Origin of the sequence: Planktothrix paucivesiculata PCC 9631 (genome assembly GCF_900009265.2) — a bacterium.
GTDB classification, from domain to species: domain Bacteria; phylum Cyanobacteriota; class Cyanobacteriia; order Cyanobacteriales; family Microcoleaceae; genus Planktothrix; species Planktothrix paucivesiculata.
The window spans coordinates 134,603-159,323 of sequence record NZ_LR734982.1 but is presented as its reverse complement, the minus strand read 5'-3'; the positions used below and the strand labels follow the sequence as shown (position 1 = coordinate 159,323).

General features: G+C 42.6%; 18 protein-coding genes. 7 read left to right on the top strand and 11 right to left on the bottom strand.

Features of this window, described 5'->3' with window-relative positions; all coding sequences use genetic code 11:
* Positions 1-87: 87 nt before the first annotated feature.
* Positions 88-711, bottom strand: a complete 624-nt coding sequence (locus tag PL9631_RS00740) for an alpha/beta hydrolase (RefSeq protein WP_083616133.1) — start codon at positions 709-711, stop codon at positions 88-90.
* A 344-nt stretch (positions 712-1,055) separates the two neighbouring features.
* Between PL9631_RS00740 and PL9631_RS00735 the strand changes: the two genes are divergently transcribed.
* Positions 1,056-3,368: a GUN4 domain-containing protein gene (locus tag PL9631_RS00735; RefSeq protein WP_083616132.1), complete on the top strand. Its 2,313-nt coding sequence runs from the start codon at positions 1,056-1,058 to the stop codon at positions 3,366-3,368.
* A 318-nt stretch (positions 3,369-3,686) separates the two neighbouring features.
* On the opposite strand, the gene PL9631_RS00730 is transcribed toward PL9631_RS00735, so the two are convergent.
* The 3 genes from PL9631_RS00730 to PL9631_RS00720 all read right to left on the bottom strand — a co-directional run bounded on the left by PL9631_RS00730 (position 3,687) and on the right by PL9631_RS00720 (position 7,695).
* On the bottom strand, positions 3,687-4,976 hold the full coding sequence (locus PL9631_RS00730) for a Glu/Leu/Phe/Val family dehydrogenase (RefSeq protein WP_083616131.1): 1,290 nt from the start codon (positions 4,974-4,976) through the stop codon (positions 3,687-3,689).
* A 238-nt stretch (positions 4,977-5,214) separates the two neighbouring features.
* Entirely contained in the window at positions 5,215-7,023 is a 1,809-nt protein-coding gene (locus PL9631_RS00725) for a sensor domain-containing diguanylate cyclase (protein ID WP_197046206.1), read from the bottom strand.
* A gap of 279 nt (positions 7,024-7,302) precedes the next feature.
* On the bottom strand, positions 7,303-7,695 hold the full coding sequence (locus tag PL9631_RS00720) for a winged helix-turn-helix transcriptional regulator (RefSeq protein WP_083616130.1): 393 nt from the start codon (positions 7,693-7,695) through the stop codon (positions 7,303-7,305).
* A 374-nt stretch (positions 7,696-8,069) separates the two neighbouring features.
* Between PL9631_RS00720 and ppsA the strand changes: the two genes are divergently transcribed.
* Together ppsA and PL9631_RS00710 are read left to right on the top strand one after the other, a co-directional pair.
* Complete coding sequence (gene ppsA, locus PL9631_RS00715; protein WP_083616129.1) at positions 8,070-10,499, top strand: phosphoenolpyruvate synthase; 2,430 nt, start codon at positions 8,070-8,072, stop codon at positions 10,497-10,499.
* Positions 10,500-10,716: 217 nt separating this feature from the next.
* Positions 10,717-11,019: a (2Fe-2S) ferredoxin domain-containing protein gene (locus PL9631_RS00710; RefSeq protein WP_083616376.1), complete on the top strand. Its 303-nt coding sequence runs from the start codon at positions 10,717-10,719 to the stop codon at positions 11,017-11,019.
* A gap of 101 nt (positions 11,020-11,120) precedes the next feature.
* Here the strand turns inward: PL9631_RS00710 and PL9631_RS00705 are convergent, their stop codons facing one another.
* Positions 11,121-12,017 carry an alpha/beta fold hydrolase gene (locus PL9631_RS00705; protein WP_083616128.1) on the bottom strand — a complete coding sequence of 299 codons (897 nt, stop codon included), beginning with the start codon at positions 12,015-12,017 and terminating at the stop codon, positions 11,121-11,123.
* A gap of 411 nt (positions 12,018-12,428) precedes the next feature.
* On the opposite strand from PL9631_RS00705, the gene PL9631_RS00700 reads away from it, so the two are divergent.
* Entirely contained in the window at positions 12,429-12,899 is a 471-nt protein-coding gene (locus tag PL9631_RS00700) for an ATP-binding protein (protein WP_083616127.1), read from the top strand.
* Between the two features lie 142 nt (positions 12,900-13,041).
* Here the strand turns inward: PL9631_RS00700 and PL9631_RS00695 are convergent, their stop codons facing one another.
* Positions 13,042-13,365, bottom strand: a complete 324-nt coding sequence (locus tag PL9631_RS00695) for a DUF6439 family protein (protein WP_083616126.1) — start codon at positions 13,363-13,365, stop codon at positions 13,042-13,044.
* A 44-nt stretch (positions 13,366-13,409) separates the two neighbouring features.
* Here PL9631_RS00695 and PL9631_RS00690 point away from each other — a divergent pair, with 44 nt between their 5' ends.
* Positions 13,410-13,796: a DUF2203 domain-containing protein gene (locus tag PL9631_RS00690; protein ID WP_083616125.1), complete on the top strand. Its 387-nt coding sequence runs from the start codon at positions 13,410-13,412 to the stop codon at positions 13,794-13,796.
* A 112-nt stretch (positions 13,797-13,908) separates the two neighbouring features.
* Here the strand turns inward: PL9631_RS00690 and PL9631_RS00685 are convergent, their stop codons facing one another.
* The 3 genes from PL9631_RS00685 to psaA all read right to left on the bottom strand — a co-directional run bounded on the left by PL9631_RS00685 (position 13,909) and on the right by psaA (position 20,722).
* Positions 13,909-15,918, bottom strand: a complete 2,010-nt coding sequence (locus PL9631_RS00685) for a DICT sensory domain-containing protein (protein ID WP_083616124.1) — start codon at positions 15,916-15,918, stop codon at positions 13,909-13,911.
* 228 nt (positions 15,919-16,146) lie between these two features.
* Complete coding sequence (gene psaB, locus PL9631_RS00680) at positions 16,147-18,375, bottom strand: photosystem I core protein PsaB (RefSeq protein ID WP_083616123.1); 2,229 nt, start codon at positions 18,373-18,375, stop codon at positions 16,147-16,149.
* Between the two features lie 91 nt (positions 18,376-18,466).
* Positions 18,467-20,722 carry a photosystem I core protein PsaA gene (psaA, locus tag PL9631_RS00675; protein WP_083616122.1) on the bottom strand — a complete coding sequence of 752 codons (2,256 nt, stop codon included), beginning with the start codon at positions 20,720-20,722 and terminating at the stop codon, positions 18,467-18,469.
* A gap of 659 nt (positions 20,723-21,381) precedes the next feature.
* Here psaA and PL9631_RS00670 point away from each other — a divergent pair.
* Both PL9631_RS00670 and PL9631_RS00665 read left to right on the top strand, forming a co-directional pair.
* Positions 21,382-22,998, top strand: coding sequence for a hypothetical protein (locus PL9631_RS00670; RefSeq protein WP_156090398.1), 1,617 nt, complete (start codon positions 21,382-21,384; stop codon positions 22,996-22,998).
* A gap of 163 nt (positions 22,999-23,161) precedes the next feature.
* Positions 23,162-23,428, top strand: coding sequence for a hypothetical protein (locus tag PL9631_RS00665; protein ID WP_156090397.1), 267 nt, complete (start codon positions 23,162-23,164; stop codon positions 23,426-23,428).
* Here the strand turns inward: PL9631_RS00665 and gshB are convergent.
* A complete protein-coding gene (gene gshB, locus PL9631_RS00660; protein WP_083616120.1) occupies positions 23,374-24,345 on the bottom strand; it encodes a glutathione synthase in 972 nt (323 codons plus the stop codon). The genes PL9631_RS00665 and gshB overlap by 55 nt on opposite strands.
* Before the next feature lie 117 nt (positions 24,346-24,462).
* Positions 24,463-24,720: a glutaredoxin 3 gene (gene grxC, locus PL9631_RS00655; protein WP_083616119.1), complete on the bottom strand. Its 258-nt coding sequence runs from the start codon at positions 24,718-24,720 to the stop codon at positions 24,463-24,465.
* Position 24,721 lies beyond the last annotated feature (1 nt).

Genomic DNA, 24,721 nt, shown 5'->3' with positions numbered 1-24,721 from the left:
AGTTAAACCTCCCGTGAATTGCATTTGCTGTGATTATGACTGGCGGAGTTTCCATTAATGGATAACTCCATCTCTATACTAAGGCTATTAGGTTGATTGTGGTATCGAATCTATTACAAAACTTCTTATTAAGCCTAAAACCTCGGGTCGAATTTCATGACCCATATTAAATTCTTGGTACTGAACTTTTGCCCCCAACTGTTCAAAGGCATTCCTGGCTTGCCCGGCGGCTTCTATTGGCACAATCGGATCTTGTTTTCCATGAACAATTAATACCGGGGGTAAATCATGGTCTAAAGGTTCGGGGGAAAAATGCAAATAACCACTTAAAATAATTAAACCCGCTAAGGGGAAATAACGTCCCATATCCAACACCATCGCCCCCCCTTGGGAAAATCCCCCTAAAATAGTTCGGGACAGGGGAACTCCGGTACTCGCTTCTAAGGATTCTAACCATTCCTTAACCTGCTGTTGGGTTTCGGCTAATCCTTCATATTCGGGGGTTTCTAAGGCGTACCACGCCCGTCCCATCGGGGCTTGAGGATGGGGAAAGGGGGCCTGGGGAAAGATAAATTGATAGTCGCTCAAACGCAACATCGGAGCCAGGGAGGTGAGATCCTCTGCATTTGCTCCCCAACCGTGCATCAGCACAATTAAGCCTTGAGGGGGTTTGCCAGTTTCAGGGGGAATGGAGATAAACTTTAAAGCCATGATTGTGGTGGATTTTTAATATTCATGGTTTATAAAATAACATGGGAGATTGAAAACTCAGTCTAAGATAAAATTCGATAAAGAATGGTTAAAACCACCTTCAATCATTTCAATCCCTTGAAATCCTCATTTTTGCGGAAGTGCTATTAGGTGTTTGTCAAGGTATGTCGCTGATTATTTAATATTATCAAAAATATTATGTTAATGTGAGTTCGATGGAGTGCGATCGCTCAATACATCGGCTGTGTTGATAGCATACCGTTGACCCAACGGATGGCTGAGTTAGAACGACAAGTGAGGCAACTGAAAGACTTGGTTAAAAAATAGCTTGATTCTGGGGAAAAATGAGCGATCAGCAACGGTCACAAGATTCAGAGAAAAATCTGCCTGCATCAGGAGAAGTAGAAGCAACCAAGGCGCGTAAAATTGTTCAAGGCTTTACCCAAACCCTCCTTCAGTTAATGCCGATCGGAGGAAGTGGATTTGCATTTGTTTCCTTTCTTCTCCAAAGAGAATGGCTACAAGCGTTGTTGATGTTTCCCGTAATGGTCGTAACAGGCGTTTGGGCTGCTTATACTGAAAGTTTTTTGACGCGCTTGCGAGAAGTTTATCAAGAACGGGGCAGGAAAGATGTTGATTCCCTGATGGGTTGGTTGGAGAGTGCGGATCAGACGATTCAGTGGCAACTGGCGGGGACAGAGGATAAGTATTTGCGCTGTCAGGGAAGTGCTTGCTGTGAATATCGCACCGAAGGCTACAGTCGCGGGTCATTTGTTCCTCTACTATCTGATGTTTTTGTCCCATTAGAACTCAGTGGTGATTTTCTCAGAGTAATCAGTGGAGAAGAACTGCCGATGCCGGCTGGTTTTCGTCGAGAAGATTCAGAACTAATACAGGGAAGCGCACCAAATGAACTGACAATTTGGGACTTATTAGCGAAAGTTAAGCAATATCCCGTTTACAGTCGTATGGCAATCTTGGCTTGGGGTGGCTACGGAAAAACGACGCTACTCAAGCATATTACCTCTACCTATGCTGAACGTCGCCATCGCCAATACAAAGCACCTGAATTTTTGCCTGTCCTGTTACCCCTCCGCAAATGGCAAAAAGTGATCGCCACTGAACAGAACCTAGATTTACCCAGTCTGATTGAAAAGCATCACATTCCTAGTTTGCCAGAAGGGACTAACCTAAAATTACCGCCCCAGTGGGCAAAAAAACAGCTAAAAGACGGGAAAATGCTGGTTATGTTTGATGGATTTGATGAAGTCAAACCCGAATGGCGTAGACCTGTCAGTACATGGCTTGACAAGCAAATGACGGATTATCAAAAAGCGGTGTTTATCCTGACCTCACGCCCCGCAGGTTATAAAGATTATATTGCAGCAAACCCACCAAGTTGCAAGCTTTTTGTTAAACCCTTCAATGCTAACCAAAGAGAACGATTCGTCCGACAATGGTATTTCGCTCAAGAACGCTGTGCTAGGCCTGGGAGCAAGATACCAGAAGTTAAGCGGATAGCTGACAACAATGCTGCTAATCTCCTAGAACAGCTTCACCAACGCCCCGAACTAGAGATTTTAGCTAAAAACCCTCTGCTATTGAACATTATGGCAAACCTGCACCGTAGTTATGCGGGTCAACAACTGCCACAACAACGCAGCGAATTATATCAAGATATCTTCACCCTACAACTTAAAGACCGACCCCGATATAGAGGCATTGATATGTTAGTGCCTTTCCCAGAAAGTCAACAGGTGCTGCAAAAACTGGCATTGGCTTTGGTCGTGCAGAACCAGCCCAATGTTGAACGGCAGGCGTTAGAAACTCAGATTTCTACTCACCTCCAAAGCCTAGATTTTCCAAATGTAGCCCCTTCGGATTTTTTGAATCAAATCGTAGATGTGAGCGAATTGATTGTCAAGCATGATGAGAATTACGAATTTGCTCATTTGAGTTTTCAAGGTTATTTAGCAGCAGCAGAAATCAAAACAAAAAAACAAGAAGAATTATTGCTAAACCATTGGCAAAATTCCTGGTGGAAGGAAACAATTTTACTGTATTGCGCTCAAGTTAATCCGACTAATTTAATTCGTAAATTATTAAAAATCGGGAATCAAGAAGCGGTTAAACTAGCCGATGAATGCCTCAAAGAATCACTCATAAAAGTTGATTTAACAATTGAAACAACATTACAAAAGCAAAGATATCAGCAGTTAGAAAACTATCTGAAAAATAAACAGTGGAAAGAAGCCGATCAAGAAACCTATCGTATGATGCTTCAAACGGTGCGTAAGGAAGAAGGGCAATGGCTTGACCCAGAAGACCTAGAAAATTTACCCTGTGAAGATTTACGCACCATTAACCAACTTTGGCTGGATTATAGTAACGGTAAGTTTGGTTTTAGTGTTCAGAAGGAAATTTACCAGAGTCTGGGAGGCACAAGAAAGTATAATCAGGGGTTGTGGTTTAAGTTTGGCGATCGCGTCGGTTGGCGCGTAAAAGGGAAGTGGTTGTACTACGAAGACCTAACTTATGATCGAGAAGCAGCCCCTGTGGGCCACTTCCCGTTGTTGGTGGCGTTCGTCGGATCGGAGGAGTCGGTGGGCGGCGGTGGGCGGTGGCGTCTGTCTCTTCTCTCGCGCAAAGACTTGTAACCTTTAGGAGATAAGAACTTCAGGCTTTTTGTCAAGCTTATTTTTTAGTCTTTTTTTACACAAACATCGGCTTTTTCCGAACTCAATACCTGGCACAGAAAATGGCAAGGGTTTCCAGTGATAAACTAGCAGCCAAGTTAACCAATTGCTTTGTTAAACGTTCAAGAGTCATTAAAAAATTGCATTGTCACTTTCGGGTCATACCAGTTAGCTAACACAAACTTTTCAGCAACATCTCGAATTTCATCTTAATCAGGACTTACGCAGAAACCCGGTTTCTTGAGCCTCATGTGTAAGTCCTGATTAAGCGTAAACTAATTAAGGATACAAACCCCGATCTTTTAAGGCTTGAGCCACTCGACCAACGCCTAAAGTATAGGCTGCTAATCGCATGGAAACCCCCCGTTTTTTGGCTCGCTCACTCACCCGAGAATAGGCTTGTACCATCAGGTGTTCCATCTCATGATTCACCCGTTCTTCATCCCAGAAGACAAAGGATTGACCTTGTACCCATTCCCAATAACTGACGACCACGCCGCCCGCATTAGCGAGAATATCAGGTAAAACCATAATTCCCCGAGCTTCTAACATTTGATCCGCCAATAACGTAATCGGGGCATTCGCTGCTTCGGCGATCATTTTAGCCTTAATTTGATGGGCATTTTCTTCGGTAATTTGATCTTCCATAGCTGCCGGAATTAACACATCACAAGCTAATGTTAATAATTCGGCATTGCTAATCGGTTCAGTATCAGGAAATCCTGTAATATCATGATTGTTTTGGGCTGCGTAGGCTTGCAGGGCAGGAATATCTAGGCCATTTTCTGAATAGATCCCACCATGGACATTAGAAACCGCTAAGACCGTTGCCCCGGCTTCATAAAACAATTGCGCCGCCGCCGCGCCGACTTTTCCAAAACCCTGAATCACAATCGCTGCACCTTCGAGGGATTTGCCCTGTTCGGCTAAGGCTTCGCGCACGGTAATCATCACACCCCGTCCGGTTGCCATTTCCCGTCCTTTTGACCCACCAATAGATAGGGGTTTTCCAGTTACCACCCCCAACACGGCCCGTCCCATGTTCATCGAATAGGTATCCATAATCCAAGCCATTTCTCGAGCGGAAGTTCCCACATCGGGCGCGGGAATATCGGTTTCTGGCCCAATATCTTTAATCAGTTCACTCGCGTAGCGACGGGTGATCCGTTCTAACTCATTAATACTATATTGGTGGGGGTCAAAGCCAATGCCACCTTTAGCACCCCCGTAGGGAATTCCCAATAAAGCGCATTTCCAAGTCATTAACATCGCTAGGGCGGAGAGTTCCCCCAAGTTCACCGAAGGATGATAGCGTAAACCGCCTTTATAGGGGCCAAGTACATCGCAATGTTGCACACGATGTCCGGCTAATACCTCAACTTTACCGTTATCGAGTTTGACGGGAATTGAGACGGTGACAACTTTGCGGGGTTGTTGTAACACCACCAGCACATTGTCATCGAGATCTAACTCAACCGCCGCTTGTCCCAAATAGCTACAGGTGCGATCGTAGGGACAAATATAGGCTGGAGTCGGTGCGGGATTAATTCTGACAGGAGAGGATACCATTTGCAGACCTCCTATTGAGATCAGATAGTTGAATTTGTCTTCATATCTGTAGCCTAACCTGTGATCCCGAAGAAAAGATTAAATTTGTAATAATTGTTACAGAATTTTACGTTTATGAGTGATTGGGGCGTTGTCTATTGTCCATTACTGATACAGACGCGCCATGGCACGTCTCTACACTGATGACTGTTAACTCATAACTGATCAGTGATCACTATTAACTGATCACTGATAACTGTTAACTGATCACTGATAAGGGTTGCACCCAGGAAACCCATTGATCTCGTCCTTGTTTTTTGGCACTATAGAGGGCTTGATCGGATTCGGTGATGAGGTCTTGGGGAATTTGATCCGCTCGGGGAATTTGACTGGAAATTCCCTGACTGACTGTAACGATGGATTTTCCCGTCGGAAGATTGACATGGGAAATCGTTAAGTTTCTGACCACCGCCTGAATGTTGTCAGCCACACGATAGGCTTGATCCGGACTGGTATTGGGTAAAATCACCGCAAATTCTTCTCCGCCATACCGAGCTAAAAGATCCGTTGAGCGTAGGATCTTTTGCACGGATCGGGCAATATTAATTAAACATTGATCTCCGGCGGGATGTCCATAAAAATCGTTATAAAGTTTAAAATAATCGACATCAAATAAAATCAGAGATAAATATTGATGATTGTTTCTAGCTATTGTCCAAGTCTTGTGCAAAAAGGCATCAAAATAACGACGATTAGCAATACCCGTTAACCCATCTCTGCGAGCCAGGTTTTCTAATTTTAAATTGGCGGTTTTCAGTTCTTTAAGGGTTAGGTTTAATTGTTCGGCTTGGGAACGAGTTTGAACTAATAAATCCGAGTGTCTCAGGGCAATACTGAATTGAGCCGCTAACTGCTTGACAAATTGGAGTTCGGTTTGTGTCCATTGACGGGGGCGATCGCATTGATGAATACAGAGTAATCCCCAGAGTATTTCACCCTTCATTAAAGGCGAAACAATATGGGCTTGAATCTGAAATTTTTCTAAAATTTTAAGATGACAATCTTTCAACCCAGATTCATAAATATTGTTTAAAACTTGCATTCGGCCCTGTTGATAATCAAGGGCATATTTTTCTCCAAAACATCGATCATTAACCGGAATAATTAAAGCAGAATCATAAATTGGTAAAACGCTCTCTGAAACAAATTGACCGGAACAATAGTTGGTTTCTGGATCAAAACGAAAGATTCCTACGCGATCGGCATTAAGGGCTTTAAGAACTTCTCTGGCTGTGGTTTTGAATAGAATATCTAAATCTAAAGATTCCCGAATTGCTGCAATTACAGTTAATAAAATCTGCTGTTGTTCGCTGGTTTCTTGTAAATCCTTGGCTTTTTGTTCCGATTGAGCTAATAATTCGGCCTGCTGTACAGCAAACCCTAACTGTGTGGCAACTTGAGCTAAAAATTCTACCTCTGAATTTTGCCATTGCCGAGGTTTTGAATGTTGATAAGCCGCTAAAACTCCCCAAAGTTTTTGTTTCGTAAAAATAGGAGCCGTTGCATAGGCTTGGATACCAAACTGTTGTAAAACATCGAGATGACATTGGGATAATTCAGTCTTCAGCACATCAGAAACAACCAAAGTTTGATTGTCTCGATACCGCCCTCCTTGATTTTGTTGAAGATAAGTATCAATCCAAACGGTATTTTTTCCTAAACTTTCCTGATCGATCCAACCAGCTTCAGCAAATTCAAAATCACTGACAAATTCTCCGCCCCAATCTTCATAAAAACGATAAACGGCAATCCGTTCCACTCCTAAAAGTTTACAGGTTTCTTTAGTTGTCGTGCGAAAAATATAATCAATGTCTAAAGAGGCTCGAATTTTGCTAATCACACGATAAAGAGCATTCTGCTGTTGCTTCATCTGCTCAATCTTGATCGTTTCTGCTAGGAGGTTAGCTTCTAACTCATTCAGACTCGGTAATCCCAATAACCGACAACTCCAATTGAGCAGGGGACGCATAATGGTCGCCAAGCCAAATAAATTTTTTTGATACAACATTAGCAAAGCATTCTTGTCAAGAATTGCGATTATTTTGAGTATTCAATATCCCTCAGAATTCTACATCAGATTTGATGATCCTGAAACCCGCACCCTGTCCGGGATTTCTCTAATCATCTAATCTCAACAATCGCGTAAAAAAGACGTTCGATGTTAGTTCTGAAATCCATTTCAGCGCGGGTTATCGACAGGAACTGGAAAACTCTGTTATAGCGCTACGCACTAGGGAACACCGGAACAGTTTGCTTTCGTAATTCGTAATTCGTAATTCGTAATTCCCTAAACCCCCAATTCTAAGGGACAAACACAGTGGCTATCCTTTAACCAGCGTTCTCCCACCTGTTTTAAAGCGATTAAAATGGGTTGAAGTTCCCGCCCCTTATCGGTTAGACAATATTCTACCCGTGGAGGAATTTCAGCATAAACCGTGCGGAGAATTAACCCATGTTTTTCTAACTCCCGCAACCGGACGGTGAGGGTTTTGGTGCTAATTCCGGGTAAGGATTCTAATAATTCATGGGTGCGTTGATGTCCCCGAAATAACTCCCGCAGGATGGAGATTGACCATTTAGTTCCGATTAACTCCAGGATGAACTCAATGGGACAAATGGCGTCCAGACATTGGTTGCTTTCCCAGATCTCCGTGGTTTTGTAACATTCCTTAACTTTCATTCGCGCCTCCTAAAAAAACTTAATGTTTCTTAAACTATCTCTCAGAAGCCGATAGGTCGCCATTCTTTCCTTTAAGTAACTAAGACTATTCTACCAAGAGGGATGTCGATTTCCCACAGACGAAATAAGATAAAAGTAGGAACAATTAAACGCCAGGAATTGAGTCAGCCACCCCCTGCTCTCCAACTATAACAAAATAAAACTCGACGTTTAAATATTGGGGATCAAGGGTTTTCATATTTTAGAGGAAACGTTAACTCTGTCGAAAGACAGAAAAAACTAACCTTTTCCCTCAACAGACTTATTTTGCAACAAAAGTACACACACCCTATCTAACAATTAGATAGTCCGTTGCGTTTGGAGAGATTTAAACCATGTTAAAAACTTTACCGTTTAAACCCGTATCTCAACAGAAAGAACAAGCCTTAATTCTCTGGTTTGATCAAGTGGGAATTAAAGATATTGGTTTGGTAGGAGGAAAAAATGCTTCCTTGGGGGAAATGATTCAACAATTACAGCCCAAAGGCATTAATGTTCCTCAAGGATTTGCAATTACAGCTTACGCCTATTGGTATTTTATTACTTATGCTAATTTAGAACAACAACTCAGACAATTATTTGCTAAGTTGGATGTCGAAGATCTGAAAAATCTGCGTAATTGTGGTCAACAGGCGCGATCGCTAATTTTAAATACTTTATTTCCCCCAAAATTAGAAACGGAAATCCTATCAGCTTATCAAAAACTTGGCGATCGCTACGGTCAAAATACCGATGTCGCCGTGCGTTCCTCCGCCACCGCCGAAGACTTACCCGATGCGAGTTTTGCCGGACAACAAGAAACCTACTTAAATATTAAAGGGGGTAAAGCTTTATTAAATGCAACTCGTCAATGTTTTGCCTCTATTTTTACCGATCGCGCCATCTCCTATCGGGCTTTAAAAGGATTTGATCATCTGAATATTGCCCTATCTGTTGGCATTCAAAAAATGGTACGTTCTGACTTAGCTACATCGGGGGTAATGTTCTCCATTGATACGGAAACTGGATTTAAAAATGCCGCTTTAATTACGGCAGCTTACGGGTTAGGAGAAAATGTGGTTCAAGGGACAGTTAATCCCGATGAATATTTAGTTTTTAAACCCACCTTACGGGAAGGATTCAAACCCATTTTAGAGAAACGCTTAGGCACAAAAGCGATTAAAATGGTCTATGAAATGGGACAAACTACCAAAAATATTAATGTTCCGATTTCTGAACAGAAAAAATACGCCCTCTCAGACGATGAAATTCTCAAATTAGCACAATGGACAGTGATGATTGAGGATCACTATTCCCAAGTCCGACAATGTTATTCGCCGATGGATATTGAGTGGGCAAAGGATGGCTTAACCGGAGAACTATTTATTGTTCAAGCTCGCCCGGAAACCGTACAATCTCAAAAAACAGGTCGGGTATTAGAGAATTATAAATTGCAAGGTAAAGGTCGAGTATTGCTTACTGGTCGGGCAGTTGGGGACAAAATTGGACAGGGAAAAGCCTGTATCATGACTAATGTTAAAAACATGGATCAGTTCCAACCCGGAGATGTCTTAGTTACCCATCGCACTGACCCCGACTGGGAACCGATTATGAAAAAAGCCAGTGCCATTATTACTAACTCTGGGGGCAGAACTTGTCACGCGGCGATTATTGCCCGGGAGTTAGGAATCCCGGCAATTGTCGGATCAATTAATGCCACAGAAATCCTAAATACTGGTGATAAAATTACGGTTTCCTGTGCAGAAGGAGAAGAAGGAAAAGTCTATCAAGGGTTAGTTCCTTTTGTGGTGGAAGAAACGGTATTAGACCATCTTCCTAAAACCCGGACTAAAATTATGATGAATGTGGGAAACCCAGAAGAAGCGTTTAAATTGTCGGCGATTCCAAATGATGGGGTCGGGTTAGCTCGGTTAGAATTTATTATTGCCAATCATATCAAAACTCACCCATTAGCGTTAATTCATTTTGATCAATTAGAGGATCAAAGTGTTAAACAAGAAATCGCCCAATTAACCGAACAATATGACCATAAACCGGATTTCTTTGTCGATAAACTTGCCCAGGGAATTAGTATGATTGCGGCGGCTTTTTATCCGAATCCTGTGGTGGTAAGGATGAGTGATTTCAAAAGTAATGAATATGCGAATTTATTGGGGGGTCGGCAATTTGAACCTACCGAAGAAAATCCAATGATTGGTTGGCGGGGGGCTTCCCGATATTATGACCCGAAATATCAAGAGGCTTTTGCCTTAGAATGTGAAGCCTTAAAACGGGTCAGGAATGAAATGGGACTGGCAAATGTGATCCCGATGATTCCTTTTTGTCGAACCCCGGAAGAAGGGAAAAAAGTCTTAGCAGAAATGGCAAAACATGGGTTAGTTCGCGGTCAACAGGGGTTACAAGTCTATGTGATGTGTGAATTACCCAGTAATATTTTGATGGCTGATGAGTTTTGTCAGGTGTTTGATGGATTCTCAATTGGATCGAATGATTTAACCCAATTAACGTTAGGATTAGATCGAGATTCTGCTTTGGTTGCCCATATTTTTGATGAACGGAATGAAGCGGTGAAACGGATGATTGAAATGGCGATCGCAACGGTTAAAGAATATAATCGTAAAATCGGAATTTGTGGTCAAGCTCCCAGTGATTATCCTGAATTTGCTCGTTTCTTAGTGGAATTAGGAATAGATTCCATCAGTTTAAATCCTGATTCGGTGTTGAGGACAACTTTGGATATTGCTCAGATGGAAGCATCGCTTTAATTAAATATAGTGTAAGTCAATCTCTGCTTTAGCATCCGCTAGAGCAGTTTTTTTTCGGGTATGTCAGCAAAGCGCACGCATCAAAATAATTTATAGCTAATTTAACCACAAAGACACAAAGAAGTTGTAAACACTAACTTTGATCTTTGGAGTTGTTTTAAGTTAAATTGTAGATGGAGTTAATTGTTAGTTTTTGATTGAAATTAAATGTTTATCTATGCCAACTCAACCCCCTCGTTGTGTGTTAATTTGTCAACATCAGTCTTGTCAACTCCAAGGGTCTAGTAAAGTTCTGGAGACTTTCCAAAATTGTAATATTGAGGGCGTTACCATAGAAGCGAGTGGTTGTCTGGGTCAATGTAATACTGGCCCGACGGTGCGGGTAATTCCTGATGAAATTTGGTATTATCGGGTTAAACCCGAAGATGTTTCTCTGATCGTTGAACAACACCTAAAAGAAGGCGAACCTGTCCAAGATAGACTTAACCCTCGGATTCATCCCCGATATGAATATTATTAAACCGTTGTTGCGATTCATCGCATCTTAAGGATTTAATTCATGGGCAAAGAGTTGATTACATCCCCCTAAAAAAGAGGGATTGATAAGCCATAATTAGGCGATTAAACCTGTTCCAAAACCCAAGAATGAATAATATTATTAACCTGTTCGGGAACTTCATCATGGGGGCAATGACCCGCCCTTAGAAAGTATTCTTTTAATTGGGGATAATATTGATGAAACTTGCCACTTCGTTCTCGACATTTCATCCAGGGATCTCCTTCTCCCCAAATTAATAATAGAGGAGCGGTTAATTGATTTAATAATACATCGACTTTTTCTCCTTGGGGACTTTTGAATACTGAGGCAAACACCTGGGCTGCACCGGAATCACAGGAGGGACGATAAATTTCTTCGACTAATTGATCCGTAACTGCATCGGGATTAACATAGACTTTCAGGAGGGTTTTCCGAATAATTGAACGGCGTTTTGTCCATTGGAAAATCAGAAAACTCACCCAATCTTGACGGAAAAGCGATCGCGTAGTTTGAGAAATAGCCTTTTGCCAAAAGGCAGGTTCTGGACGGGGTTCTGTCTCTGTAAATGGCCCAGCACTATTGAGTAAAATGATACCTTTTGCCGTCGATGGACATTGGGCAGCAACACATAAACACCCATACCCCCCTAAAGAATTTCCCGCTAAAATCACGGGTTGACCAATCACCTCGGTAATGAAGTCATGGAGTTGATCTCGCCACAGTTGACCGCTATATTCGACTTTGGGTTTTGCAGACCGACCAAACCCTAATAAATCAATCGCCCAGACCTCAAAATCCGATTGTAACCCTTGTATATTTTTCCGCCAGTGATCCGTTGATGCTCCAAACCCATGCACCAGCAGCAACGGCGGACGCTGGGGATGACGTTCACCGGCGCGGACATAGTAAATCGACTGATCCCGCCACTGCCAATATTGTCCTGGGAGCACTTCTGGAGTCAGAGTTGGGGGAGTTATCATGTCGTTTTATCAAAAAATATTAAGTTACATTAATAATATTAACAAAAGGATTATAAGAATCAAAGCTAATTTGTTCTTTTGTATCAATAGCTACTAACTTTCACCGATTAGCATAAATCAAAAAGGTTGATTTTGTCATCGTGATCAACAGTCAAATCTAAGTCTTCTCTTGGCTTGTTTTCTGCAAAATTCCTTGATTTCTCGAAGGTTGAGATTGTTTATATTTCATTTATAATACAAAAAAATACACTATTTTTCCAAATTAATTGTGTTTTTTCCTATTCTTTTGGTAATCTAATGAATGAACGGGTACTCACGCTCACCCACCCAAGTTAAGTTCCAGAGTAGGAGAGAATTTATAACTATACAGGGTGTGAGGTTTATCCACCACGTTGCCAGGGAGTTTTCCGTGTGATTGCTTTAACATCGCGTCCGGTTAAACGAAACTGGGTCACCATTAGCTTTGCTTCCACGTTGTATCTCTGTCCAGTTTTGGACTTGCTTCTCTCTGAAATTCCAGACCGGTTGCAAGCCGAAATTCGCCTGGGACTACAAGAGGCCCTTGTCAATGCTGCCAAGCATGGCAATAAGCTAGACCCGAGTAAAACAGTAGTCGTCCGTTTTTGTTTAATTCAAGATTATTGTTGGTGGATTATATCAGATCAGGGCGGCGGTTTTAAACCTCCTTGTCAATGTCGATTGCGGGAGGAGGAAGACTGCGAACAAACCCATGATTCTGATTTACCCCATGATGAACATGAATGCGGACGAGGTTTGTACATTCTCTATCAACTTTTTGATCGTGTGCAATGGAATCGAACCGGAACAGAACTGACGTTATGTAAGAAAGTGGCAAGCGCTTATAAACGACAGGATTGGTAAGGGTTTTAATCCGTTAAAATTCGTCAAAACGACTTATTTTGATAGGGAGTTGAGTGATTATTAGTTAAGATTTTATCTCTGATTATTTCCTAACCTGCTGGATTTCAACTCCCAATTTTAAGGTTAGTTTGTGATAGGATGGTTACGACTTATTTTTTTTAGTTGTGCCATGGGTAGGACAAGGAGGAGCAGAAATCAATCGTTCTAACCAACCTACTGCTTGATTTAACCGAGGAATTACTTCCTTGGGCTGATTCTTAAGCAAAAACACTAAAGCCGCCGCCAAATGTTCCCCAGCGCGAGCATTGCGGTCAGACTTGAGGCGATGCCAGTCTCGTTCAGGAATGGCTAACCGTTCCGACAGGGCTTGGGCGAGTTCCAATGTGCTATACTCGCTGAGACTAGCCGTGCGTGGACTGATATTATGGTTAGAAAGGTCGGTAGTTGTGGAATTGGAGTTAGTCATAAATTATAGTTTTAATTGCGGGGTGAATTCTGTCTTTTACTATTATGGCAAGTCAACCATCGTCTCAACCCCCATCAACGAATAATTCTGATCAGGATGGGACTCAAGCTATTGAACAGGGGTTAATCGAGGTTGAACAATCTTTGATTAATCTTAAACAACGATTGACGCAAATTCAACAGGATGAACAACGTCAAATCGAATTAAAAAACCGGATTGATGAAGTGATTCCTCAAATTCGTGAAACGAAATCGCAACAGTTAAAAGAGGAATTAGAACAGTTAAAAACGCAGTTAGAAACTATAGAATTTAATTTAGAAAGTCGTTTGGTGACTTGGGGAAGTTTTAAGGAACCTTTTTGGCAAGCGGTTCGTTTTGGAGGGTTAGGAATTGTCATCGGTTGGGTTTTAAAATCTTGTTCGGGGGGATAGAAATAAAATGATATCAGAAATTCGGGAACAACTCCAACCTTGGCGAGATGTCGATAAACCCTTAACCGCCTAGAATTTTGGCTATTTTGGAAAAAATGAGTGAGAGAGAGTATCAATCCCCTTCAACATAGGGAATTGTAAAATGGAACTGACTTCCTTGATTTTTACCCTGGGAATCTGCCCAGATTTTCCCGCCCCAACCGTTAACAATTTGTTTGCCGATCGCTAATCCTAAGCCCGTTCCACCGACACTTCGACGCAAGGAACCTTCTTCTTGATAAAACCGCTCAAATACCGCGTCTAAACGATTGGGTTCAATGCCCCGTCCGGTATCGGAGATCGTCACTTCTATCATTTGATCTCCATTACATTTGGCGTTAATTGTAACTTTACCATCAGAATCGGTAAATTTACAGGCATTATCTAATAGTTTAGAGAGTAATTCTACTAACCATTCGCCATCGGCTTGAACTAAAGGTAAATTCGAGGGAACTTCTGTTTCAATCCCGGGAACTTGATTTTGATTATGATGGGTACGAATTCCACTAATCGCTAAATCAATACATTCTTTGAGTCTTAAAGATTCGGGGTTCCAATCAACTCGACCACTTTCTAAATGGGACAATTTTAAAAAATCTTGGACTAATTTTCTTAACCTTTCTGCATCTTCTAAGGCCGTATCTAACATGACTTTTCGCATTTCCAAGGGCATATCTGGTTCTTGATTCAAACTTTCTAAACAAATTAAAATGGTGGATAAGGGAGTTCTAAGTTCATGGCCGGTAATCGCAATTAAATTACTACGAGTGCGTTCTAATGCTTCTAATTGTTGGTTTAGATCTTCTAAGTTGGCATAGGTTTCCGCTTGAATAATCGCAGCACCAAGTTGAGTAGAGATCGCATCTACCATTAATAAATCATCTTCTTGCCAAACCACATTATTACAATCACATTGGTGTAATTCTACCATACCCAAGAGTTGACCTTGGTATAAAATAGGAATCATTAACCAGCCTTTAATTTGCCATTTTTGGGTTATTTTTTTTAGGGATTCCTTAGATTTTACAGGATCATTATTCCAGGTATTAATCCATTCTATTTCAATGTTATCGGTGGTATTAATATAAATTGGTTCTTGACGTTTAACGACTTCTTGAAACAAAGGATTTTCTCGCAAAATCCAAGTTTTTCCCATCACAGAAATCACATTATTATATAAATATTCATTAGAAACTTTAACAGAATTATCCGTGGCTTTGCAGCGATAAATCAGACAACGACAGGCACCCATAGCTTCCCCTAACTCATGGGTTGCGACTTTAATCACCTCTTGAGGATTGAGAGATTGGCGAATAGTGGATGTAATAGAATTAACTAAACGTTCTTTTCGTTCCTTAGCAGCCAAAGACCGATAAACTCGTAAAAGTTTATGTTGACCCGCTTGTAAATAGGTGACTAAACGATAAGCAAAGGGATCATTCACGGAAGAATAATCGCTAGAACTCGAATTAGATTTTGTTCGGTTTGAAGATTTTTTGGGTTTTTTAGTTGCGGAACGAATATTATAAGAAAGAAAGGCTTGTGTCACTTTTTCTGCTAATTCAGGACGGTAATATAAAATTCTTTCTAGGAGTAATTCTGCAACTTTAATACAAACTTGGCGATCAGATGTCCAAATTCCTTCAAAGGGACGAGCCTGATCCATTAATAACTGTTCGGGTATATCAGACTTCTGAACTAAATCTTCTCGTTCAACACAAACTAAACAGGTTGAATAATATTGTCCTAAAACCAATAAATTCCATTCTTGACTCAGTTGCTCCTGCGGGGCAAATGCTACTGTTTCGTGAATATCAGAGGAGTTTTGAAACTCTGTTTCTTCGGCTGCCATCACATAAACCTGGGGTGTGATCGCGGCAATTTTTCGGTAACGGTGAGCTTCTTGACGATAAAATCTTTCCTGTTGAAAGGTAGCAATTACTAGAGGTTGTTCAGTTGCGGCTAAAACCTGATCCTCCATCGCATGAGATAGGGCAGTTAAAGAGGATTTAAAATAAATTTGGGGCTTTAAATTGGGCAAGAAATGCACCAATTCCTTTAGTACCGACGTGGAGATACTCATTTTATATTAAATCGATAGCTTCAACTGGATTTTTAACTTGAGGTATATTTATGTTGATTTTAGCCTATAAAAGATGAATATGAATATTTTACCGCAAATCATAGAAACTAGAAAAATAGCAAGTCTGAATCAAAATTTTTATTAAAAAATAACCAATAAAAATCCCCCACTCGAAAGCAGGGGATATTTTTAATTACCTATCAAACGAGGATTGAATTAATAGTTACATCAACCAAACTTACTCGCAGTCGAGGCAATTAGGAACGCTGCATAGGTGAGGATATAGCCAACGGTAAAGTGAGCTAAACCAACCACACGAGCTTGAACGATAGATAGAGCCACAGGTTTGTCTTTCCAACGAACTAAGTTCGCCAAAGGAGTCCGCTCATGGGCCCAGACAATCGTTTCGATTAACTCTTGCCAGTAACCCCGCCAAGAGATCAGGAACATAAATCCAGTGGCCCAAACTAGGTGTCCGAATAGGAACATCCAAGCCCAAACCGACAGGTTATTGGTTCCATAAGGGTTGTAACCGTTAATTAACTGAGCGGAATTCAGCCACAGATAGTCACGGAACCAGCCCATCAAATAGGTGGAGGATTCGTTGAACTGAGCAACGTTTCCTTGCCAGACGCCCAGGTGCTTCCAGTGCCAGTAGAAGGTTGTCCAACCAATGGTATTCAGCATCCAGAACATCGACAGGTAGAAAGAGTCCCAAGCGGAGATGTCGCAAGTACCACCACGGCCAGGGCCATCACAAGGGAAGGCATAACCGAAGTCTTTCTTGTCGGGCATCAGCTTAGAGCCACGGGCATCCAACGCACCTTTGACCAAAATCAAGGTGGTGGTGTGCAGACCTAGAGCGATGGCATGGTGAACTAAGAAGTCTCCAGGGCCAATGCTCAGGAATAGGGAGTTGCTACCAGAGTTGATAGCATCTAACCAACCGGGCAACCAGACGTTACCAGCGTTAGGCCAAGCAGTGGTGGCGATGCTGTCAGCGTTGGACAATAAAACATCCATGCCATACAGCACTTTACCCGAAGCCGCTTGAACAAATTGGGCAAAAACCGGTTCAATCAGAATTTGCTTTTCAGGAGTTCCAAAGGCAACCACCACATCGTTATGGACATATAAGCCCAGAGTGTGGAAACCGAGGAACAGAGACACCCAGCTTAAGTGAGAGATGAGGGCCTCTTTGTGCTGTAACATCCGATCCAAGACGTTGCCTTTGTTCTGTTCGGAATCATAGTCGCGCACCAGGAAGATTGCCCCGTGAGCGAAAGCCCCGACCATTAAGAACCCAGCAATATATTGGTGGTGGGTATACAGCGCCGCCATCGTGGTGTAATCCTTAGCGATGAAGGCGTAGGGAGGCAGCGCGTACATATGTTGCGCTACCAGGGAGGTGATCACACCCAGCGCAGCCAGAGCAAATGCTAACTGGAAGTGCAGGGAGTTATTCATGGTGTCGTACAACCCTTGATGAGGCAGGTTGAACGGCCCTTCATTTTTGATCCCGAACAGAGGATCTTTGGAATTCATCATTTCTTTGATGCTATGACCAATTCCAAAGTTTGTCCGGTACATATGGCCCGCAATGATGAACAACACTGCGATCGCCAAATGGTGGTGAGCCATATCCGTCAACCAGAGAGACTCAGTTTGAGGATGGAAACCACCTAAGAAGGTCAGAATAGCGGTTCCAGAACCCGTAGAGGTTCCAAAAATGTGACCAGCGGTATCTGGGCTTTGTGCGTACACACCCCAGTTACCCGTGAAGAAGGGAGCCAGACCTGCCGGGTGGGGCAGAGTGCTGAGGAAATTATCCCAACCCACGTGTTGTCCGCGAGATTCAGGAATGGCAACGTGAACCAAGTGACCAGTCCAAGCCAGGGAACTAACCCCGAACAGACCTGCCAAGTGGTGGTTCAAACGAGATTCAGCATTCTTGAACCAAGACAGACTGGGACGATACTTCGGTTGTAGGTGTAACCAACCTGCGAACAGGAAGGTAGCAGCCAAAAGCAACAGGAAGATAGACCCTTGATACAGGTCAGCATTTGAGCGCATTCCGATGGTATACCACCAGTGGTATACCCCAGAATAAGCGATGTTCACTGGGTTAGAAGCACCCGCTTGGGTGAAAGCTTCTACCGCAGGTTGGCCAAATTGGGGATCCCAAATGGCGTGAGCAATGGGGCGAATATTTAAAGGATCTTTAACCCATTGTTCAAAATTACCTTGCCAAGCGACGTGGAACAGGTTGCCTGAAGTCCAGAGGAAAATGATAGCGAGGTGACCGAAGTGGGAAGCAAAGATCTTTTGGTAAAGATTTTCCTCTGTTATACCATCATGGGTCTCGAAATCATGGGCTGTGGCAATCCCGTACCAAATCCGACGTGTTGTCGGGTCTTGGGCCAAGTCCTGGCTAAATTTTGGGAATTTAGTTGCCATAAGTCCTAACTAAATCGTGTTCTTTGTTATTCCGCTTCAGGGGGAAGGAGAAAGCTGATTCAGCCTTTCCCAGCCCCTGAGCAGAGAGTTTTCATCCTACTGAAATAATTCGGGCTAGGAAGAATGCCCAAGTTGTAGCAATGCCTCCTAAGAGGTAGTGAGCTACACCAACCGCACGACCTTGAGTAATACTCAGAGCGCGAGGTTGAATTGCTGGGGCTAATTTCAGCTTATTATGCGCCCAAACAATGGACTCAATCAGTTCTTGCCAGTAACCGCGGCCACTGAACAGGAACATTAAGCTGAACGCCCAAACGAAGTGGGCACCCAAGAACAACAGACCGTAGGCGGAGAGGGCTGATCCGTAGGAACTGATTACCTGAGCAGCTTGCGCCCACAGGAAATCACGCAGCCATCCGTTAATGGTAATGGCACTCTGGGCAAAGTTGCCACTGGTGATGTGAGAAACGGTGCCGTCTGAACCAACGGTTCCCCAGACATCGGATTGCATCTTCCAGCTAAAGTGGAAAATTACGATGGAGAGGGAGTTGTACATCCAGAACAGACCCAGGAAAACGTGATCCCAGCCAGAGACTTGGCAAGTACCACCCCGACCTGGCCCATCGCAAGGGAATCGGAAACCCAATTCACTCTTGTCGGGAACCAAGCGAGAGCTACGGGCGTATAAAACGCCTTTCAGCAGAATTAAAACTGTGACGTGAATCGTGAAGGCATGGATATGGTGAACCATGAAGTCCGCCGTACCTAACACAATCGGCATCATTGCTACTTTGCCACCGACGGCTACGACACCGCCGCCAAATACAGGGCTAACACTAGCTAAGGCGTGGGGAGCAGTGCTACCCGGGGCCAGAGCGTGAATGTTTTGCACCCATTGGGCAAACACGGGTTGGAGTTGAATCCCTGTATCCGAGAACATATCTTGGGGACGTCCAAACGCACGCATGGTGTCGTTATGAACATATAACCCAAAGCTATGGAATCCCAAGAAGATACAGACCCAGTTCAGGTGGGAGATAATTGCATCGCGGTGACGAAGCACCCGATCTAGCAAGTTGTTGACATTGTTGGCCGGAACGTAATCACGCACCATGAAAATGGAAGCGTGAGCTCCTGCACCCACAATCAGGAAGCCACCAATCCACACATGGTGTGTGAACAGAGACAACTGGGTGGGATAATCCGTCGCAATGTAAGGATAGGGAGGCATTGAGTACATGTGGTGAGCCACAATGATGCTCAAAGAACCCATCAATGCGAGGTTAATCGCCAACTGAGCGTGCCAAGAGGTGGTCAGGATTTCATAGAGTCCTTTATGGCCTTCTCCGGTGAAGGGGCCTTTATGGGCTTCTAAGATTTCCTTCATGCTGTGACCAATGCCCCAGTTTGTCCGGTACATATGGCCAGCAATGATGAACAGGACTGCCAGTGCCAGGTGATGGTGTGCAGTATCGGATAACCACAGACCGCCTGTTTGGGGGTTTAATCCACCTTTGAAAGTTAAGAAGTCCGAATAGACTCCCCAATTCAAGGTAAAGAATGGTGTTAAACCTTCTTTAAAACTGGGATACAGTTCTGCCATCAGGTTGGGATTGAGGATGAATTCATGGGGTAAAGGAATATCCTTCGCCGCCACTCCCGCATCCAGCAGTTTGTTCACGGGTAAGGACACATGAATTTGGTGACCCGCCCAAGACAAACAGCCTAGACCCAACAAGCCAGCTAAGTGGTGGTTCATCATCGACTCCACATTCTGGAACCATTCCAGTTTGGGAGCGCGTTTGTGATAGTGGAACCAACCAGCAAACAGCATCAAACCTGCCATTACCAGCGCACCAATGGCGGTGCAATAAAGCTGGTATGTGTTGGTGAAACCAGAAGCTCGCCACAGTTGGAATAATCCAGAGGTAATCTGAATCCCGTGGAAGCCACCACCAACATCACCGTTTAAAATTTCTTGGCCGAAAATTGGCCATACAACTTGAGCGCTAGGCTTAATCCCCGTAGGGTTAGCCAACCAAGCTTCGTAGTTCGAAAATTTAGCGCCGTGGAAGTAGGCACCACTTAACCAGATAAAAATCACGGCTAAATGACCAAAATGGGCGCTAAAAATTTTACGCGAAATATCTTCTAAATCGCTGGTATGACTATCGAAGTCGTGAGCGTCGGCGTGTAGGTTCCAAATCCAAGTGGTTGTATTTGGCCCTTTGGCGAGGTCACGGCGAAAGTGTCCTGGTTTAGACCATCTTTCGAAAGATGTAGGAACCGGATTTTTATCAACCGTAACCTTTACTTTTGCCTCACGCTCTGGAGGACTGATTGTCATTTAGACTCTCCTCGACCTGTGACAAAAAATAAGTAACGTTGCAGATTTTGACAGAAGTTATACCCCTTTTTCAAAATCCTTAACAAAAGTTAGTGTTTCGTTAACTTGTTTCATAGATAAATTTCTATGAGACTAATTATTCAGGTTTATACCTGCACTAAAACCAACCTTTGTTCGGGGGCAACAGAACACCCCTGTGTTTGCCTTAAGGCTTTTAAAATTTTATTTCGACAACTAACCCGCACCTAAACCCTTGCATAGCAGTGGCTTTCCGTTTGGGGTAGCTGTTGTCTTTAAATGATATATCATCTTTTTGAATCCGGGGGGAACTACTTGTTAACAATAATTAAAATTCCCCGTGATTCTTTACAAAATCATCATTTTAGTTTTCACAAGCATTTCAAAAAGTCAAATTTTTCCCCACAAATGTTACAAAACTTAAAATATATCCCCATAACCTAGAAGATACAAAACCTTGTCCGTTTAAACCTGGGATCAAAACCAACTCCGGGGACTTTACTTTACTTTTTTTCTTTCCCAATTCCGCGCTAGGATTGGTCTGAACTCCTCAAGTGACACCCTACCGAACCCAGGGAAGTTAAATACCCCCCGAAAACCGATAGATTAAGGTTGGGCTTATGATTTTCAATAAAAAACCTATGGATAAAACTAGATTGGGCTTCCTTCAAAAAAATCAGGTGCTAAACCCCATACTTCAGGGATGGACAAGAGCAAAAACCCAACTCACAACCCTGTTAGCACTCTTAATCATTATCAGTCTGACTGGATGTGGAAATTCCGCATCAGAAGTTCCGCCTCTAACTTCTCCCCCCCTGGGGATCTCTAAAGCCGTCCAACCGATTTCTCAGGTTTCTCCCCCCAAACTGATCCAAAAACTTCGTCCATCCCTTGACGTTTACCAGCCTCAAGTAACTATCCTCAATCCTCAACCCGATCAACTACTAGAAGACGATAGGATTAACTTGCAACTCCAAGTTCAGGGTTTTCCCCTATTCCAAGATCCTAAATATGGTTTAGGGCCCCATTTACAAGTGATCTTGGATAATCAACCCAATATTGACGTTTACGATCTTACCACTCCCATTACTTTCGAGAATTTAGACCCCGGAACCCATACTTTAAGGGTTTTTGCTGCCTATCCTTGGGATGAAAGCTACAAAAATGAAGGATCTTTTGCCCAAACCACCTTTCATATTTTCACAAAAACCCCTGATCATCACCCCGATCAAAATCTACCCTTACTAACTTATAACCGTCCCCAGGGAGTATACGGTGCGGAACCGATATTACTAGACTTTCACCTAAATAATGCCCCTTTACATATTGTTGCCCAAGATAATCCAGCAGATGAAATTGTTGATTGGCAAATTCGGATTACTGTTAATGGCGAAAGCTTCACCACCGATAAATGGCAACCTTTATACCTTAAAGGGCTAAAACCGGGTAAAAACTGGGTACAAATTGAATATCTGAATGAACAGGGAAATCCCGTTGATAATGTTTTTAATAAAACCGGCCGGGTGATTACCTATAATCCTAATTTAAAAAATACCCTGTCTCAACTTACTCAAGAAAAACTATCTTTTGCAGATCTCAAAGGAATCCTTAATCCTAATTTTGCCACTCAAGACTTGATTGAAACACCTGAACCGGAAGAACTTCCCACGACCGAACCGGAACTTATTTCGACTCCCGTAGATGAACCTACGACTGAGCCCGTTGACCAAACCGCGCCCGAAGTAGAAACAACCCTAGAACCTGAAGCGACTCCATCGGAACCCGCAGAATTGACTGTGGAACCTGAAGCGACTCCATCGGAACCCGCAGAATTGACTGTGGAACCTGAAGCGACTCCATCGGAACCCGTAGAATTAACGGTGGAACCTGAACCTATTGTAGAAGCAGAACAACCTGAACCTGTAGGATCTGAAATCCCACCCCAAGAAACAAGACCGGATGTTCCTCCTGAACCCCTAGCTAAACAATTGGGTGGATTTTTGAGTCGTTTCCGTCTTCAGTTATTCAGTCCAGTTCAAGTCACATCTAATTCTCCGACACCCTTACCTGAAATTGCTGATCAAGTTCCATTTCCAGAACCTATCATCGAACCCCAAGACTCAGAAAATATTAATCCAGTTCCAGAACTTCTTTTAGAAGAAGAAAATTCTATTTCTGAAATAGAAGATTCCACACCGGAATTAACTATTAAAACTCAAACCATCACAGAAGAAACCCAAACCGTTAATATCGATTAAACTATAGCAATCCTCTTTGATTTACGGTAGGAACAATTCATGAATTACCCCCTAACGTAGAGTTTGAGTCCTATAATTTATTACAACTGATTGAGGATTGCTATATAGGGTTTGTTCATCAGTGGGCGATCGCTATTCATAAACAGAGACTACTGCTAATTCTATGTTTAAAAAACTGTTTATCGGTCATGGTTATTTATCGGATTGCGCTGAAGCGCAACAACGGCGCAACAACGGCGCAATAACCGGGTTTATTACCAAAGATCGCACCTCTCAACCTTTGACTATTGTGCAAGCGAATATGGGGGTATTTGTATTAGCTTCAACAAATTTGTTGGGAGATGCGATCGCTTTCCCTCTAGCAGTTAATATTTATCAACGGGTCTTAATTTTATTTTCTACCCATTCTATCACCTGTTTTCCTAAATAAACTTCATCCAATAAATCAATTTCTCTAATCCCGGTGGGACTGGTAACATTAACTTCAGTTAAATATCCTCCAATGATATCAATTCCTACAAAATATAAGCCATCAGCGATTAATTGAGATGCTAATTTCTGACAAATTTCCCGTTCTCGATCTGTAATTTCGGTTTTAGCAACCCGTCCACCTACAGCCATATTTCCTCTAAATTCTTGACCCGTAGGAATCCGATTAATAGCTCCAATCGGTTCACCATTTAACAGAATAATCCGTTTATCTCCCTCTTTTGCTTCGGGTAAAAAAGTCTGAATCATGACCGGATATAAACCCTGTTTGGTACTAATTTCAATTAAAGAATTGAAATTGCGATCGCTACCTTGTAAAAACAAAATACCCTCTCCCGCTTTTCCACCCAAGGGTTTTAAAACCGCCGCTCCTTGACGTTCAACAAACTCCCTAATTACCCGTTTATCACCACTAACAATAGTTGTAGGAATACAATCTTTAAATTGCAGCGCGTACATTTTTTCATTTGCTTTTCTTAACCCATGGGGAGAATTAACAACCAAAGTTTTTTCGGGGTTAATATAGTCTAAAAGATAGGTAGCATAGAGATAGGGAATTGTCACCGGAGGATCGGTTCGCATGAATACCGCATCCATATTTTCTAGGGGTTGGAGTATCGATTGACCCACCGAAAACCAGGGTTCATCAACTTTCCAACGATCCTGATCTCTGATAATCGGAGTCAGAGAAACCGGGGTTAAAAGCGCCCAGGTTTGACCTTCAACCACATTTAATTGGTGAGCTTGTGTGATCCAAACTTCATGTCCTAAAAGTTGCGTAGCTTCCATTAAAGCAACGCTGGTATCATGACTGGGATTTAATGTTTTAACCGGGTCAATAATGAAAGCAAATTTCATCTTTATTTACAATTAATAGTTAACAAATCAAACAACGAATGATCGATAAATCCCGGCATTAAAAACCAACTCAGAGTAAATCAAGAGTGTTTTGTTTTGCCAGGATTGATATTAGAATTAACCCAGTAAAGGATCAAGTTTTCCCTGACGATCTAAAGCATGAATATCATCACACCCCCCAATATACTGATCATTAATAAAGATTTGGGGAACCGAACGACTACCATTAGCCCGTTGTGCCATTTGATCTCGCGCCCCTTCATCCCCATCAATGGTATATTCAGTGAAGTCTACACCTTTTTTTTTCAGTAATGCTTTAGCTCGGATACAAAAGGGACAGGTACTCCAAGTGTAAATTTCAACGTTTGCTGCCATA